Source organism: Pseudomonas sp. L-22-4S-12, from assembly GCF_009799935.1.
Taxonomy (GTDB): domain Bacteria; phylum Pseudomonadota; class Gammaproteobacteria; order Pseudomonadales; family Pseudomonadaceae; genus Aquipseudomonas.
The window spans coordinates 77,395-93,019 of record NZ_WELL01000002.1; the positions used below are offsets into that span (position 1 = coordinate 77,395).

Genomic DNA, 15,625 nt, shown 5'->3' on the forward strand with positions numbered 1-15,625 from the left:
GGGCTGCCGTTCTCGCATTAGCCTGAATGCAGTACGCCGGGCAACCGGCAGGCGCGGCGCCGCCTCCGACCTGCCGCACGCCACGGCTGGCGGGGCCTAAGACTTTGGTCGAGAAAGCCCGGCTGCTACGACTAAGGTCGTCTGTCAGCCGTTGGCCGGCCAACTAGAGTGAACTCACCAGCAACCCATGCTGCGGAGGACAACAACAATGAACGACAGCATCTACAAGCGGATTGAACAGAATCCGCAATTCCAGGAACTGGTCGCCAAGCGCGAACGCTTTGCCTGGATCCTATCCGCCATCATGCTCGGCATGTACGTGGCCTTCATCCTACTGATCGCCTTCGAGCCGCAACTGCTCGGAACCCGTATCAATGCCGACTCGCCCATTACCTGGGGGATTCCCCTGGGTGTCGGTCTGATCGTTTCCGCCTTCGTGCTGACCGGTATCTACGTCAAGCGCGCCAACGGCGAATTCGACCGTCTGAACAAGGCCATTCTCGACGAGGTGCAGAAATGATCGCGCGACTCCTCACTGCCATAGGTCTGCTGGCCCTGGCTCCGGTCCTCTGGGCTGCCGGTGCGATTGAGGGCGACGTACAGCGTCAGCCGCTCAACACCTCGGCCATCGTCATGTTCCTCGCCTTCGTCGGCGCCACCCTGTACATCACCTACTGGGCGTCCAAGCGCAACACCTCGACGTCCGACTTCTACACCGCCGGCGGCAGCATCACCGGCTTCCAGAACGGCCTGGCGATCGCCGGCGACTACATGTCGGCGGCCTCGTTCCTGGGTATTTCCGCGCTGGTCTTCACCTCCGGCTATGACGGCCTGATCTACTCGATCGGCTTCCTGGTCGGCTGGCCGGTGATCCTGTTCCTGATCGCCGAACGCCTGCGCAACCTCGGCAAGTACACCTTCGCCGACGTGGCCTCCTACCGTCTCGGCCAGACCCAGATCCGCACCCTGTCCGCCAGCGGCTCGCTGGTGGTGGTGGCGTTCTACCTGATCGCGCAGATGGTCGGTGCCGGCAAGCTGATCGAGCTGCTGTTCGGCCTCGACTACCACGTCGCGGTGGTCCTGGTCGGTATCCTGATGGTGCTCTACGTGCTGTTCGGCGGCATGCTGGCGACCACCTGGGTGCAGATCATCAAGGCCGTGCTGCTGCTCTCCGGTGCCTCCTTCATGGCGCTGATGGTGATGAAGCACGTCGACTTCGACTTCGCCCGTCTGTTCAGCGAAGCCATTGCCGTGCACCCGAAAGGCGAGGCCATCATGAGCCCCGGCGGCCTGGTGAAGGATCCGGTGTCGGCCATCTCCCTCGGCCTGGCCCTGATGTTCGGTACCGCCGGCCTGCCGCACATCCTGATGCGCTTCTTCACCGTGTCGGATGCCAAGGAAGCCCGTAAATCGGTGTTCTACGCCACCGGCTTCATCGGCTACTTCTACATCCTGACCTTCATCATCGGCTTCGGCGCGATCCTCCTGGTCAGCACCAACCCGGCCTTCAAGGACGCCACCGGCGCCCTGCTCGGCGGCAACAACATGGCGGCCATCCACCTGGCCAACGCCGTGGGCGGCAGCTGGTTCCTCGGCTTCATCTCGGCCGTGGCCTTCGCCACCATCCTCGCCGTGGTCTCCGGGCTGACCCTGGCCGGCGCTTCGGCGGTGTCCCACGACCTGTATGCCAGCGTGTTCCGCAAGGGCCGCGTCAACGAGAAGGATGAGCTGCGCGTATCGAAGATCACCACCGTATGCCTCGGCGTACTGGCGATCGTGCTCGGCATCCTGTTCGAGAAGCAGAACATCGCCTTCATGGTCGGTCTGGCCTTCTCCATCGCGGCCAGCTGCAACTTCCCGGTACTGATCCTCTCCATGTACTGGAAGAAGCTGACCACCCGGGGTGCCATGATCGGCGGCTGGCTCGGCCTGATCACCGCCGTGGCGCTGATGATCCTCGGCCCAACCGTGTGGGTGCAGATCCTCGGCCATGCCGAAGCCATCTACCCCTACGAGTACCCGGCGCTGTTCTCCATGGCGATTGCCTTTGCCGGTATCTGGTTCTTCTCGATCACCGACAAGTCCGCGGCAGCCAGCGAAGAACGTGCACGCTTCTACTCGCAGTTCGTCCGCTCGCAGACCGGCCTCGGCGCCAGCGGTGCGGTGTCCCACTAACCTGCACGTTTCTCCGTGTGATTGGGCAGCCCTCGGGCTGCCCTTTTTTGTGGGCGGGAAAACGCACCGGAGGCCACATCGAGGATCGGTCTGTTGCCGGGGCTGCGGGCAGTGCCGCCGTTGCCGGGCGGGTTGGCTGCGGCCAGCGTTGGCGAGGTGCGGATTGGTCTGCCGATGCTGTTCGGGTTTATCCTGCTGGCCCACCTGTTGGAACAGAAGACCGGCGTCTTGCCTTGCTGAGCGGGCGCATAAGGAGCACGGATGCACGAGGGTAAGTGGCTGGCGGCATTCTGCCTGGTCAGCTCCGCTGCACGGGCGGAACCAATTGACTGCGCCGCCCTGGATGCCGCGGTCAAGACCGGGGCCGAGCACCGCCCCTATATCGGCGAGGTGATCGGCCAGGGGCGTGCGCCGTTCCATTCGGCGCCGGATGCGGCCTGCCCGATTCGCGGCAAGTTCATCATTCCCGGTGATGGCGTCGCCATCTACTCCGAATACGGCCCCTGGTCGCAGATCCTCTACCCGGCTGGCGGCGAGGAAGATGCCGGTGTCTGGGTACGCAGCGAGCGCCTGCGCGTGCTGTCCAGACCGGATGGGGAGAACCGCCGATGAGCGCCCCCCGGCAACCCGTGCCGGATTTGCCGCTGGTGCTCTATCCTTCACGCGGGAAAACCCTGCTTCTGCTGTTGGGCTGCCTGCTGTTCAGCGGGGTGGGCGTATGGATGGTGCTCGACGGCGTGCTGCTCGGTTATTTCTGTGCGCTGCTGTTTGCCCTGGGCGCCCTGGTATTTGTCACGCAGTTGCACCCGCGCGCCGCTTATCTGCAGCTGGACGAACAGGGCTTCACCTACTGCAGCCTGTTTCGCGCACACCGCATTCGCTGGGCTGCGGTGGCCGGTTTCGCGGTGGTGCGCATGGGCAGCAACTCGCTGGTGGCCTGGAACTTCGCCCAAGGCCATGTGCCGCACGGCCGTGGCCCGGCCCTTTCGCAGGCGCTGTCGGGGTACCACAGTGCCTTGCCGGATACCTACGGTCTGCGCGCCGACGCTCTGGCGCAGCGGCTCAATGCCTTGTGCCTGGCCCAGCGGTTAGCCATGCGCTGATCGATTCGCCGACTGTTATCCAATCACCGAGGGAGAGTGCCATGCCCGCAGATCGCAAGATCGACTACATCGAGTTGCCCGCCCGTGACCTGGAGCAGGTCAAGACCTTTTACCACGAGGTGTTCGGCTGGCAGTTCGTCGACTACGGCCCGGAGTACTGCGCCTTCAATGACGGGCGCCTGGACGGCGGCTTCTACCAGGCCGACCGGCAGGCCTCGACCGCCAATGGCTCGGTGCTGGTGGTGCTGTATGCCGACGATCTGGAGGCGGCGCTGGCGCGGGTGCGTGCGCACGGCGGGACGATAGTGCGGGATATTTTCAGCTTTCCCGGGGGCCGCCGTTTCCAGTTCGCCGACCCCAACGGCAACGAGCTGGCGGTGTGGTCGGCGCACTGAAGGCGGGTTGTCCTTGAGCGGCGTTCGCGGCTGCGGCAGGGGCCTGAGCGGGGCAGGGCGCGCGTTGCGCGCACCCTGCGGGCGAGCTTAGAGCTTCTTCGCCGAGACGATCAGCACCGGCTGGCGCGGTACGTTCTGGTGCATGCCGCGGTTGCCGGTCGGCACCTGGGCGATCTTGTCGACCACGTCCATGCCGCGCACCACCTTGCCGAATACCGCGTAGCCGAAATCACGGCCGCCGTGGTCGAGGAAGGCGTTGTCCTTGTGGTTGATGAAGAACTGGCTGGTGGCCGAGTCGACCACCTGGGTGCGGGCCATGGCCAGGGTGCCGCGCTCGTTGCGCAGGCCGTTGTCGGCCTCGTTCTTGATCGGCGCCTGGGTGTCCTTCTCGCTCATGTCGGCATCGAAGCCGCCGCCCTGGACCATGAAGCCGGGGATGACCCGGTGGAACTGGGTGCCGTCGTAGAAGCCGGATTCCACATAGGCAAGGAAGTTCTGCGTACTGATCGGCGCCTTGTCGGCGGCCAGCTCGATCTCGATTTCACCGAGGCTGGTGGTCAGCAGCACGTGCGGGTTGGCGACGGGAGCGGCCAGCAGGTTGAGGCTGAGCAGCAGGCTGCTGGCGGCGAGGGCAAGTTTCTTCAGCATGGGTAGGTCCTTGTTGTGGGTCAGAGGTGTTCGACGCTGTCGATGAAGTCGAGCAGGGTGGTGTTGAAGCGTTCGGGCTGGTCCATCGGCGTGGCGTGGCGGGACTGCTCGATCACCACCAGGCGCGCATTGCGCATGGCCTGCACATAGCGCTGCTTGTGCGCCACCGGGGTGTAGTCGCGGTCGCCGCTGATCACCAGGGTAGGACAGGTGATCGCGCCCAGGCGTTCCCATACGCTCCAGCCGATGATCGCATCGAGGCTGGCCAGGTAGGCGCGCTTGTCGTTCTGCGGCCAGCGCTGCTCGATCTTCTGCCGCAGCTCGGCCTGTTCCGGGCGCGGGAAGAGGATGCGCCCCAGGCCCTTGCCGATGGTTTCCAGGCTGAGCAGGCGCGACAGGCTCCAGCGCTTGAGCAGCTGCCAGCGCTCGTTCAGGTTCTTGGCCCGCACTTCCGGGGTGCTGTTGACTATGGTCAGGCTCAGCAGCAGCTGCGGCTGGTCGACCGCCAGCTGGAAGGCGATCATGCCGCCCATGGAGATGCCGACCAGGTGCACCCGCTCCAGGCCCAGGTGCTCGATCAGGGCCGCCACGTCGTCGGCAAAGGCCTGGATGCTGTAGGCCTCGCGCGGTTTGCCGGAGCGGCCGTGGCCGCGCACGTCGAGGGCGATCAGCCGATGCCTGGCGCTCAGTGCCGGCAGCTGGTACTCCCAGTCGCGAATGCTCGAGCCGAGGCCATGCACCAGCAGCAGCGGGGTGCCCTGGCCATAATCCTCGAAGTGCAGCTGGCAGCCGGCGTGTGCGAAATAGGACATGGGGTGGCGTTCTCTCAGTTGCCCGGCAGCGGCGCGGCGAACGGCGCGTCCAGCGGGGCGGCATCGAAGGTCTTGATCAGCTCGACGAGGATCTGGGTGGCCGGGCCCAGGGGCTTGTCCTTGTTGGCATACAGCGAGAAGGAGGGGTTGCGCGTGCCACCCTGGGCCAGCGGCAGCGGCTTGAGCAGGCCTTCGCGCAGTTCGCGCTCGATCGCATGGCGTGGCAGCCAGGCGAAGCCCAGGCCGCTGCTGACGAAGGAGGCGGCGGTGGGCAGGCTGCTCACCGTCCAGCGCTGTTCGGCACCGAGCCAGCCGACATCGCGCGGCTGGGTGCGCCCGGAGTCGCGGATCACCACCTGCATCTGGCTTTCCAGGTCCTGGAAGGTCAGCTCGCGCTGCAGGCGGTGCAGGGCGTGATCGGGGTGGGCGACGGCGACGAATTCGATGCTGCACAGCTCGGTGCCCAGGTAGCCGGGAATGCTCAGGCCGGTGATGGCCAGGTCGGCGGTGCCTTCCAGCAGCACTTCCTCGACCCCGGACAGCACCTCCTCGCGCAGGCGTACGCGGCAGCCGCGGCTCTGCGGGATGAAGGCCGACAGCGCGCGCACCAGGCGCACGTTGGGGTAGGCGGCATCGACCACCAGGCGCACCTCGGCTTCCCAGCCCTGCTCCATGGAATGGGCCAGGTCTTCCAGCTGGCTGGCCTGCTTGACCAGTTGCCGCGAGCGGCGCAGCAGCACTTCGCCGGCCTCGGTGAGCACCGCCTTGCGCCCGTCGATGCGCAGCAGCGGCACGCCGAGCTGCTCCTGCATGCGCGCCACGGTGTAGCTCACCGAGGATTGCGAGCGGTGCAGCCCCTCGGCGGCCTGGGCGAAGCCGCCGTGGTCGACCACCGCCTGCAGCGTGCGCCATTGATCGAGGGTGACACGGGGCGCTTTCATCGTTGCTTCCTCTTCTCTACTCTTGACGTCCCTTGAAGGAGACTGCCGCATGAAAAAGCTTTGCCTGGCACTGGTCGCTCTGTTGCCGCTCACCGCCGTCGCGTATCCGGTGGAGATGAACAAGCAGATGAATGGTGCCGAAGTGTCGGCGACCGCCGAGGACATCGACAGCGATATCGGCTCGGTGATGCTCTACAACTACGGCCAGCGCGCCGCCCAGTGCAAGGCGACGTTCCGCAATGGCCCGGATGCGCCGCGCACGCGCAAGATCGATCTGGCGCCGGGGCAGAACAGCAACCTGACGGTGAAGTTCAACCGCAACGTGATCAAGCTGCGCATCGACCTGGTCTGCAAGCCCATCTGAGCCAGGCCAGCTGAATCGAGCTGTTGGCAGCCTAGTGCGCGGTTGCCAACAAATCAACTTAATCGATAGTTAATAGCTGTTTTTTGCGCTTTTTTATCGAACTGCATCGCCCTAATCTGCCCCCATCGACGCACAACAACCCCCGATGGAGGTAAGCCCCATGTCCCGTGTCCTGGTTATCGAAAGCAGCGCCCGCAAAGAAGGTTCCGTATCCCGTCAGCTGACCGCCGACTTCATCGCCCAGTGGCAGGCCGCCAACCCGCAGGACCAGATCCAGGTTCGCGACCTGGCCGTGGAGCAGGTGCCGCACCTGGATATCGACCTGCTCAGTGGCTGGATGAAGCCCGCCGAGCAGCAGAACGAGGTGGAAAAGGCCGCCGCGGCCCGCTCCAACCTGCTCACCGACGAGCTGCTGGCCGCCGATGTGCTGGTCCTGGCGGCGCCGATGTACAACTTCGCCATCCCCAGCACCCTGAAGTCCTGGCTGGATCACGTGCTGCGCGCCGGCGTCACCTTCAAGTACACCGAGACCGGCCCGCAGGGCCTGCTGAGCGGCAAGCGCGCCTATGTGCTGACCGCCCGCGGCGGCGTCTACAGCGGCAGCAGCCTGGATCACCAGGAACCCTACCTGCGCCAGGCGCTGGGCTTCGTCGGCATCCACGACGTGACCTTCATCCACGCCGAAGGCCTCAACCTGGGCGCCGAGTTCCACGACAAGGGCCTGGCCCAGGCCCGCGAGCAGCTGGCCAAGGTCGCCTGACGCCCCCCGTTTCCCCGGGCCGACGCTCCTCGGCCCAAGCCTTGACCCGCCCGGCCGCGATGGCCCGGCGGGTCGTTTTTTATGACTTGCCATCCCTGGCGGTCACCCTTCGGCTCGTCGCTGTGCGACGTTACAAATTGGCTATGTACCAGCTCCCTGTTGCACAGACCATCGAGCTTTAGTGGGAGCGGATTTATCCGCGATAAACGGGCCGCTCGGCGTAGGTCCTGATCGCGAATGAATTCGCTCCCACGAACAGCCAGAGCAGCCACCGCGAGCGCTTGAGCCAAACAACAGCAACGCGTAACAGGCACATAGCCTGAAAATTGCTCCCGGCCATTGTTTATCCGCCCTCTCGCTCTCCCCCGGGCGCGCTTGCGTTCGCCAATCCCTCCGCCTGTACGCTCACTTTTTCAAGCAACTGTGTTTGAAATAGTGCACGCCCTGTGTTGGGATGGTCGCCACTCAATCCTGGGCCCGGAGGCTCCAGTGCATCTGTCTGGTCGTGGTGTGGCGCTGTCGGTGGCGGCGTCGGTGCTGTTCGTGCTGATTCCGGGCTACGTGCGCGAGCTGGCGCCGCTGGATGGGCTGCAGGTGTTCGCCCAGCGCATTCTCTGGTCGATTCCTGCCGTCCTGCTGCTGGTCGCCCTGGCGCGCCAGTGGACGGTATTGGGCGCAGCTTTTACGCGCCTGCGCCGCGAGCCGCTGCTGTTGCCGGCCCTGCTGCTGGCGGCGGCGCTGATGGGCGTGCAGTGGCTGCTGTTCGTCTGGGCGCCGCTGGCCGGGCGCATGCTCGAAGTCTCGCTCGGCTACTTCCTCCTGCCGCTGGCCATGGTGCTGGTCGGCCGGCTGTTCTATGGCGAGCGCTTGCGCCCGCTGCAGCGCCTGGCCGTGGCCTGCGCGCTGCTCGGCGTGGCCCATGAGCTGTGGCTGACTCAGGCATTCTCCTGGGTGACCCTGGTCGCCGCCCTGGGCTATCCGCCGTACTTCATGTTGCGCCGCTGGATGCGCCTGGATGCGCTGTCCGGCTTTGTCCTGGAGATGCTGGTGCTGGCGCCGTTGGCGCTCTGGCTGATCCACGCCCATGGCCCGCTCGGCGTGTTCGGCCAGGCGCCGCAGCTGTGGTGGCTGCTGCCGGGGCTGGGCCTGCTCAGTGCCCTGGCCTTCGGCGCGATGATGGCGGCCAGCCGCCTGCTGCCGCTGGGGCTGTTCGGCATTCTCAGCTATGTCGAGCCGGTGCTGCTGTTCGCCCTGGCGGTGCTGTTTCTCGGCGAGACCTTCGACCCCCGGCAGCTGTGGACCTATGCGCCGATCTGGCTGGCGGTGCTGCTGACTGGCTGGGACAGTGCGCGCCTGCTGCGCAGGCAGGCGCGCCAGGGTTTCTGAGCGGGCTGGTGTCTTGGGCTGCGCAAGCGCCGAGGTTCCGGCAACTCAGTCCAGCACGTTCTGCAGCACTTCGTAGATGATCCCGGTGGCGATGGCGACCAGCACCACATCGGTGCCGGCCTGCTGCCATTCGTAGCCGTCGTAGTGCGGCAGCTGGCTCTGCAGGCGGCTGTCGAAGCGCTTGGCGATCCCCGGTGGCAGCGGCTTGCCGCGCGCCAGGTTCTTGCGGATGCCCGGCGGCAGGGCCTGGGTCGGGCCGATCAGCTCGCGGTTGTTGCCGAGGGTGATGCGCACCTGGCCGATATCGATGCTCGGCCCGTGCAGGTCGACCTGCACTTCGTCACTGCCGCCGCCGTGCTTGTCCTGTTTGTCGTTTTTGGGGGCGGCCAGCGCGCTGTTCAGGCCGATGGCCAGGGCCAGGCCGGTGACTGCGAGAAGCAAGGAACGGGACATGGAATTACTCCGCAAAGAGGCTGGGGCGAGTGGTGGCGCACAGAGGCTGCGCGCCCTGCAGTGTGGCTGAAAACCCGCTGCGCTGCGAAGCCGGCGATAACGGCTTTTGGCACCGGCTCACGCTCTGGCTGCCGGCCTGCTCAGGCGGCCACGCGGGCCCGCCCGGCCAGCAGGCGCACAATGGCGTTGAGCAGCAGGCCGTAGAGCGGCACGAACAGCATCAGGCTGACGGCCAGCTTGACACCGTAGTCCACGGTGGCGATTTCCACCCAGTGTTCGGCCATGAAGGCATTGCTGCTGCGCCAGAACGCCACGGAGAAGAAGGCGAAGGTATCCAGCAGGTTGCCAACTATGGTCGACAGGGTGGGGGCGATCCACCATTGCGGCAGGCGGCGCAGGCGGTCGAATACCTGGATGTCGAGGATCTGCCCGAGCACGTAGGCGAGGAAGCTGGCCACGGAAATGCGCAGGACGAATTCGTTGAACTCACCCAGAGCCGCCACGCCATGGAAGGCACCTTCCTGGAACAGCACCGAGACCACATAGGACGCCAGCAGCGCCGGCAGCATGACCCGGGCGATCACCTGGCGTGCCGGGCCCTTGCCGAGCAGGCGCACGGTCAGGTCGGTGGCCAGGAAGATGAACGGGAAGCTGAACGCGCCCCAGGTGGTGTGCCAGCCGAACAGGGTGATCGGCAGCTGCACCAGGTAGTTGCTGGCGATGATGATGAGGATGTGGAACGCAATCAGCAGCGCCAGCGCGGAGCGCCGCCGCTGCTCGGGAAGCAGGGACATGGCAGGACCTTTTTAGTCAATGGGGTTAGGGAACCCATGCCCGCCGGGATTGGCAGGCGGCGCGCATTCTATCCGCTTGTTCAGCTTTGTACAAAAAACAGACAGTCTCCGGCGCGGCCTGGCCGAGCGGAAAACTGCCGTTCGGCCGGTGCCGGGCGGCTTTTTGCACGACAGAGGCGGTCATTTACCCTGACAACCGGTAATCTATGCGGCTGTTTTGCTGATTCTCTGTCGAGGTATGCCCCGTGTTCGCCCAATTCGCCCTGCATGAACGCCTGCTCAAGGCCGTCGCCGAGCTCAACTTCACCGAGCCGACGCCGGTGCAGCAAGCGGCGATTCCGCCGGCACTGGAAGGGCGCGACCTGCGGGTGACGGCGCAGACCGGCAGCGGCAAGACCGCGGCCTTCGTCCTGCCGCTGCTCAACCGCCTGATGGGCGATGCCCTGCCGCGGGTGACCATCCGCGCGCTGATCCTGCTGCCGACCCGCGAACTGGCCCAGCAGACGCTCAAGGAGGTCGAGCGTTTCTCCCAGTTCACCTTCATCAAGTCGGGGATGATCACCGGCGGCGAGGACTTCAAGGTGCAGGCCGCCATGCTGCGCAAGGTGCCGGACATCCTCATCGGCACCCCGGGGCGCCTGCTCGAACACCTGAATGCCGGCACCCTCAAGCTCAATGACGTGGAAGTGCTGATCCTCGACGAAGCCGACCGCATGCTCGACATGGGCTTCTCCGAAGACGTGCAACGCCTGGCCAAGGAGTGCGGCAATCGCCAGCAGACCATGCTGTTCTCCGCCACCAGCGGCGGCAACGGCCTGCGCGAAATGGTCGCCAGCGTGCTGCGCGAGCCGGTGCACCTCAAGCTCAACAGCGTCAGCGAGCTGAACGAGGGCACCCGCCAGCAGATCATCACCGCCGACCACAACTACCACAAGGAACAGCTGGTCGAGTGGCTGCTGGCCAACGAGACCTACCAGAAGGCGATCATCTTCACCAACACCCGGGTCCAGGCCGACCGCCTGTGGGGCAAGCTGGTGGCGGCCGAGCACAAGGTGTTCGTGCTGCACGGCGAGAAGGACCAGAAGGACCGCAAGCTGGCCATCGACCGCATCAAGCAGGGCGGGGCCAAGGTACTGGTGGCCACCGACGTGGCAGCCCGCGGCCTGGATGTCGACGGTATGGACCTGGTGATCAACTTCGACATGCCGCGTTCCGGCGACGACTACGTGCACCGCATTGGCCGCACCGGGCGTGCCGGTGGCGAAGGCCTGGCCATCTCGCTGATCACCCACAGCGACTGGAGCCTGATGTCGAGCATCGAGCGCTACCTCAAGCAGCGTTTCGAGCGGCGCAATATCAAGGAGCTGAAAGGTATCTACCAGGGGCCGAAGAACCTCAAGGCCTCCGGCAAGCCGGTCGGGCCGAAGAAGAAAAAGGTCGATAAGAAGGACGCCAAGAAACCGGGCGCCAAGGCTGCCGCACCCAAGCGCAAGCCCAGTGCGCGACCGAACAACGCACCGTCCGCGGTGGTCAGCCAGGACGGCCTGGCACCGCTCAAGCGCAAGAAGCCGGCGGCGGAATAAGGAAAGGGGGCCAGATGGCCCCCTTTTTTGTCGCTGCGCTGCCCGGTTAACGCCGATGCAGACACCCTGTGGGAGTGGCTTTAGCAGCATCGCGGATAAATCCGCGCCCACAGAAAAACGCTCTGCAAGGGCCCTGGTCAGGGCACGATCAGGATCTTTCCGTCGCGCTCGCCGCTGGCGGCTGCGGCGATGGCCTGCTTGATCTGGCTGACATTGTAGGTCGCGGCAACCCGCGCCTTCAGCTTGCCGGCGGCGATCAGCTGGGTCAGTTCGCCGAAGACCTTGAACTGCTCGGCCGGGGTGGCCTTCTGGAACCACTTGGCCAGCCAGAAGCCGCGCAGGGTGACGTCGCGGAACACGAACGAGGCGGCCGAGACCTGGCACGGCTGGCCGCTCATCAGGCCGTAGTTGACCAGCACGCCGCCCTCGCAGAGGGACGCGGCCAGGTGGTCGGTGGCCACGCCGCCGATGGCATCGATGCCCAGGCGCACCGGCGCGCCAGCGGTGGCTTCGCGCACGCGCTTGAACAGGTCGGGGCCGTCGACCAATACCACGTCGCCGCCTTCGGCCTGTACCCCGGCAATCGCCGACTCGCGGCGCACCACGTTGATGGTCTTGAAGCCGCGCAGCTTGGCCAGCTGGATCAGGTAGCCGCCGACGCCGGAGTTGGCGGCGTTCTGGATCACCCAGTCGCCCGGCTGCAGGTCGACGAACTGGCTGAGCAGCAGGGAGGCGGTCGGCGGGTTGATGGTCATCATCGCCAGTTGCTGCGGGTCGGCGTCCGGCAGCGGGATCAGCTTGTCGGCCGGGGCATGCAGGTGGGTGACCCAGGTGCCGCAGCCGACCGGCAGCAGCACGGTCTGGCCGACCTTGAGGTGCTTCACCCCGTCACCCAGCGCCTCGATCCGGCCGACGCCCTCGTTGCCGCCAATCGCCGGCAGCGGCGGCAGCATGCCGTATTCGCCAGTGAGGGTGAGCACGTCGGAGGGGTTGATCGGCGCCGCCAGGACCTTGACCAGCGCCTGCCCGGCCGGCAACGGCGGCAGGGTCAGTTCGACCGCTTCGATGACGTCCTGGGGCACCTTGCCGCGGTGCTGGTATTCGGCTTTGAGCATGGGAGTTCTCCAAGGGGGGCACAAGGCAGTGAGGGTTCTGAGTCTAGCCCCTGGTGACCGGCTGCGGATGAATCGGCTGGCATACGTATGGTTGATGGCATGTTGCTGGCCAGGCAGCCTATTCTTGGCCATGGATCGGGGGTGGGCATGGGGCGTTGTGGCTGGCTGGCGGGTTTGATGGGGTTGACGTGCGCTGCGGCGGCCGAGCCCTTGCATATCGGTTTCGGTACGCACAAGCCGCCCTATGTGTTCGAGGGCGAGGCGCGGGGCCTGGAATACGACCTGGTGGCGGCCGCGGCGCGGGAGGCCGGTTTTACCCTGCAGGCGCATTACGCCCCGATGGAGCGCCTGCACCTGGCGCTGCGCCGCGGCGACCTGGACGGCATCGCCACCACCAATCCGCGCAGCGGCATACCGGCGCACTACTCGGCGACCTATATCCATTACCACAACGCGGCCGTGGCCCTGAGTTCGCGCGGCTACCGGATCCACAGCGTCGACGATTTGGCCGGTTACTCGGTGAGCACCTTCCAGCGTGCGCGTTACCTGCTCGGCCCGCAGTTCCAGGCCATGGCCGCCGCCAATCCGCGTTACCGCGAGGAGGCGCAGCAGATCAACCGCAACCGCCTGCTGTACAGCGGGCGGGTCGAGGTGGTGGTGGGCGATCCGCGCATCCTGGGTTACTTCAACCGCGAGGTGGCGGGGCAGGTGGATACCCGCCAGGCGCTGACCTGGTACCAGGTGCTGCCAGCCACGCCCTACAGCGTCGGCTTTCGCCTGGATGCGCAGCGCGCGCGCTTCGACCGCGGCCTGGCGGCGATCCGCGCCAGTGGCGAGTACCTGCGGATCGAGCAGCGCTACGCCGATTACTGAGAACCTGTCTACGATCCCCTGACTGTCGGCCATACTGCGTTAAAAAGGCTATGTACCAGTTCCGTGTTGCACAGGCCATCGAGCTTTAGTGGGAGCGGATTTATCCGCGATAAACAGGCAGCTCGGCGTAGGCCCTGATCGCGAATGAATTCGCTCCCACGAACAGCCAGAGCAGCCACCGCGAGCGCTTGAGCCAAACAACAGCGCGGCGTAGCAGCGCGTAACAGGTTCTGAAGGAGCGTCAGAACTTCTCGTTCGGCCCCAGGTAGCGCCACTGCCCGACCGGCAGCTTGGCCATGCCGGTGCGGCCGATGCGTAGGCGGCGGATGCCGTCGACCTGCAGGCCGACGCTTTCGCACATGAAACGCAGCTGGCCCGGCTGCACCGCCTTGATGGCGAAGCGCAGACGGTTCTCGCTCTGCCAGCTGACCTTGCACGGCGCCAATGTCACGCCCTTGTAACTGAGGCCGAAGGCCAGGCGCTTGAGGCCGTTGCTGGCGATCTCGCCGCTGACCTCGACCACGTATTCGTGCTCCAGTTGGTCGCCGTCGTCCTTGAGCAGACGGATCACCGAGCGGTTCTGGCTGAACACCAGCAGGCCGCTGGCATCGGTTTCCAGAGGAGTGAGCATGTCCAGGCGGGTGAAGTGGCGCTGCAGCGGACGAATGCCGCTGGCATCGTTTGCCATCTGGTTGGCCCGGGTCAGCAACTGCTGCACCGAGTTGGCCCCCAGGCCACAGCCCAGACCGGCCGGCTTGTGCAGGATGATGGTCACCGGCGGCAGGGTTTGCGCCACAGCGCCCGGCAGCAGGGCGATCTGCTCGTCGCGCACCTTGAACTGCGGCTCTTCCACCACGCGGCCGTCGACGGTGACCCAGCCGTTCTCGATATACAGCTCCGCCTCGCGGCGCGAGCAGGGCAGCTGTTGGGTCAGGCGTTTGGACAGACGCTCGGGTTCGCTCATGGTGGCTACAGTCACAAAAGGAAATGAAGGGTGATTGTAACCGGCCTGGGCCCGCCGCCGGGACTGTGCGACAACAATGCTGCCATTGAGGAGGAACACCCATGCTCAAGCACCTGTTGCCCGCGGGCCTGTGCTGCCTGCTGCTGGGCTGGTCGCTGCCGGCGCCAGCGCAGGTGGAGAACAGCGAACTGGGCGAGCTGACCCTGGAGGTGCTGGTGGGCGGCCTGGAGCACCCCTGGGGCCTGGCGTTCCTGCCGGACGGGCAGGGCAGCCTGATCAGCGAGCGGCCCGGACGCCTGCGCTGGCTGGACGGCCAGGGCCGCCTGTCGGCGCCGCTGCGCGGCGTGCCGGCGGTGTTTGCCCAGGGCCAGGGCGGACTGCTGGATGTGGCGCTGTCGCCGGATTTCGCCCGCGATCGCCTGGTCTACCTCAGCTATGCCGAGTCGGATGCCAGCGGCGAGCGGGCCGGCACGGCGGTCGGCCGCGGCCGGCTGAGTGACGACCAGCTGGCCCTGGAGGGCTTTGCGGTGATCTTTCGCCAGCAGCCCAAGCTGTCCACCGGCATCCACTTCGGCTCGCGGCTGGTGTTCGATCGCCAGGGGCTGCTGTTCATCACTCTGGGCGAGAACGGCCAGCGCGCCGCCGCCCAGCAGCTGGACAAGCTGCAGGGCAAGCTGGTGCGCCTGCATGCCGATGGCCGCATCCCGGCGGACAACCCCTTCGCCGCTCGGGCCGGGACGCGCGGCGAAATCTGGTCCTACGGCCATCGCAATGCCCAGGGCGCGGCGCTCAATCCCTGGAGCGGCCAGCTGTGGCTGCACGAGCACGGCCCGCGCGGCGGCGACGAAATCAATATCCCCCTGGCCGGCAGGAACTACGGCTGGCCGCTGGCGACCCATGGCGTCAACTACAGCTTCCTGCCGATCCCCGAGGCCAGGGGCGAGCGGGTGGCCGGCACCGAGCCGCCCCATCATGTCTGGGAAAAGTCGCCGGCGCTCAGCGGTATGGCGTTCTACTCGGCCGAACGGTTCCCGGCCTGGCGGCACAACCTGTTCATCGGCGCCCTGGCCGGGCAGGCGCTGATCCGCCTGCAACTGGACGGTGACAGGGTGGTGCACGAGGAACGCCTGCTGGCTGAGCGCGGCTGGCGCATCCGCGACGTGCGCCAGGGGCCCGATGGCTACCTCTACCTGCTGACCGACGAGGCCGACGGCAAGCTGCTGCGTCTGGGCTTGCGCCAGCCGTAGGGGGCGGCTGGC

Annotated in this window: 18 protein-coding genes; 11 read left to right on the plus strand and 7 right to left on the minus strand. The window is 66.1% G+C overall.

The features are described 5' to 3' along the window. The first annotated feature begins 208 nt into the window (after positions 1-208). From F3I16_RS06875 to F3I16_RS06895, 5 genes are all read left to right on the plus strand, one after another. Positions 209-520 (plus strand): DUF485 domain-containing protein, encoded by a 312-nt coding sequence (locus F3I16_RS06875; RefSeq protein WP_160492988.1) that lies wholly within the window; start codon positions 209-211, stop codon positions 518-520. Then, on the plus strand, positions 517-2,175 hold the full coding sequence (locus F3I16_RS06880) for a cation acetate symporter (protein ID WP_160492989.1): 1,659 nt from the start codon (positions 517-519) through the stop codon (positions 2,173-2,175). The genes F3I16_RS06875 and F3I16_RS06880 overlap by 4 nt, the downstream gene beginning before the upstream one ends. A 261-nt stretch (positions 2,176-2,436) precedes the next feature. After that, positions 2,437-2,787, plus strand: a complete 351-nt coding sequence (locus tag F3I16_RS06885) for a hypothetical protein (RefSeq protein WP_160492990.1) — start codon at positions 2,437-2,439, stop codon at positions 2,785-2,787. Beyond that, entirely contained in the window at positions 2,784-3,278 is a 495-nt protein-coding gene (locus F3I16_RS06890) for an STM3941 family protein (RefSeq protein ID WP_160492991.1), read from the plus strand. The genes F3I16_RS06885 and F3I16_RS06890 overlap by 4 nt, the downstream gene beginning before the upstream one ends. 41 nt (positions 3,279-3,319) lie before the next feature. Continuing rightward, complete coding sequence (locus tag F3I16_RS06895) at positions 3,320-3,673, plus strand: VOC family protein (protein ID WP_160492992.1); 354 nt, start codon at positions 3,320-3,322, stop codon at positions 3,671-3,673. Between the two features lie 87 nt (positions 3,674-3,760). Here F3I16_RS06895 and F3I16_RS06900 read toward each other — a convergent pair whose 3' ends face one another. Genes F3I16_RS06900 through F3I16_RS06910 form a run of 3 tightly spaced genes read right to left on the minus strand, consistent with a single transcriptional unit; the run spans position 3,761 to position 6,074 of the window. Next, the gene (locus F3I16_RS06900) at positions 3,761-4,321 is read right to left on the minus strand and encodes a peptidylprolyl isomerase (protein WP_160491098.1); all 561 of its coding nucleotides are present in this window, start codon (positions 4,319-4,321) and stop codon (positions 3,761-3,763) included. Between the two features lie 20 nt (positions 4,322-4,341). Then, positions 4,342-5,133: an alpha/beta fold hydrolase gene (locus tag F3I16_RS06905; RefSeq protein ID WP_160492993.1), complete on the minus strand. Its 792-nt coding sequence runs from the start codon at positions 5,131-5,133 to the stop codon at positions 4,342-4,344. A gap of 14 nt (positions 5,134-5,147) precedes the next feature. Continuing rightward, positions 5,148-6,074 (minus strand): LysR family transcriptional regulator, encoded by a 927-nt coding sequence (locus tag F3I16_RS06910; protein ID WP_160078818.1) that lies wholly within the window; start codon positions 6,072-6,074, stop codon positions 5,148-5,150. Positions 6,075-6,123: 49 nt separating this feature from the next. On the opposite strand from F3I16_RS06910, the gene F3I16_RS06915 reads away from it, so the two are divergent. The 3 genes from F3I16_RS06915 (at position 6,124) to rarD (ending at position 8,584) form a co-directional block, all read left to right on the plus strand. Continuing rightward, complete coding sequence (locus F3I16_RS06915) at positions 6,124-6,438, plus strand: 3-phosphoglycerate kinase (RefSeq protein WP_160492994.1); 315 nt, start codon at positions 6,124-6,126, stop codon at positions 6,436-6,438. A gap of 160 nt (positions 6,439-6,598) precedes the next feature. Next, positions 6,599-7,198, plus strand: coding sequence for an FMN-dependent NADH-azoreductase (locus tag F3I16_RS06920; protein WP_160078820.1), 600 nt, complete (start codon positions 6,599-6,601; stop codon positions 7,196-7,198). A gap of 489 nt (positions 7,199-7,687) precedes the next feature. Beyond that, positions 7,688-8,584, plus strand: a complete 897-nt coding sequence (rarD, locus tag F3I16_RS06925) for an EamA family transporter RarD (RefSeq protein WP_160492995.1) — start codon at positions 7,688-7,690, stop codon at positions 8,582-8,584. 45 nt (positions 8,585-8,629) lie between these two features. On the opposite strand, the gene F3I16_RS06930 is transcribed toward rarD, so the two are convergent. Both F3I16_RS06930 and F3I16_RS06935 read right to left on the minus strand, forming a co-directional pair. Further along, a complete protein-coding gene (locus F3I16_RS06930) occupies positions 8,630-9,037 on the minus strand; it encodes an anti-virulence regulator CigR family protein (protein ID WP_160492996.1) in 408 nt (135 codons plus the stop codon). A gap of 140 nt (positions 9,038-9,177) precedes the next feature. Continuing rightward, positions 9,178-9,831, minus strand: a complete 654-nt coding sequence (locus tag F3I16_RS06935; protein ID WP_160492997.1) for a 7-cyano-7-deazaguanine/7-aminomethyl-7-deazaguanine transporter — start codon at positions 9,829-9,831, stop codon at positions 9,178-9,180. A gap of 245 nt (positions 9,832-10,076) precedes the next feature. Between F3I16_RS06935 and F3I16_RS06940 the strand changes: the two genes are divergently transcribed. Then, positions 10,077-11,414 carry a DEAD/DEAH box helicase gene (locus F3I16_RS06940; RefSeq protein WP_160492998.1) on the plus strand — a complete coding sequence of 446 codons (1,338 nt, stop codon included), beginning with the start codon at positions 10,077-10,079 and terminating at the stop codon, positions 11,412-11,414. Positions 11,415-11,551: 137 nt separating this feature from the next. Here F3I16_RS06940 and F3I16_RS06945 read toward each other — a convergent pair whose 3' ends face one another. Further along, entirely contained in the window at positions 11,552-12,529 is a 978-nt protein-coding gene (locus F3I16_RS06945) for a zinc-dependent alcohol dehydrogenase family protein (RefSeq protein ID WP_160492999.1), read from the minus strand. A gap of 177 nt (positions 12,530-12,706) precedes the next feature. Between F3I16_RS06945 and F3I16_RS06950 the strand changes: the two genes are divergently transcribed. Beyond that, the gene (locus F3I16_RS06950) at positions 12,707-13,402 is read left to right on the plus strand and encodes an ABC transporter substrate-binding protein (protein ID WP_256670110.1); all 696 of its coding nucleotides are present in this window, start codon (positions 12,707-12,709) and stop codon (positions 13,400-13,402) included. Positions 13,403-13,643: 241 nt separating this feature from the next. Here F3I16_RS06950 and F3I16_RS06955 read toward each other — a convergent pair whose 3' ends face one another. Continuing rightward, positions 13,644-14,366 carry an rRNA pseudouridine synthase gene (locus tag F3I16_RS06955; protein ID WP_160493001.1) on the minus strand — a complete coding sequence of 241 codons (723 nt, stop codon included), beginning with the start codon at positions 14,364-14,366 and terminating at the stop codon, positions 13,644-13,646. A 101-nt stretch (positions 14,367-14,467) separates the two neighbouring features. Here F3I16_RS06955 and F3I16_RS06960 point away from each other — a divergent pair, with 101 nt between their 5' ends. After that, the gene (locus F3I16_RS06960) at positions 14,468-15,613 is read left to right on the plus strand and encodes a PQQ-dependent sugar dehydrogenase (protein WP_160493002.1); all 1,146 of its coding nucleotides are present in this window, start codon (positions 14,468-14,470) and stop codon (positions 15,611-15,613) included. Positions 15,614-15,625 lie beyond the last annotated feature (12 nt).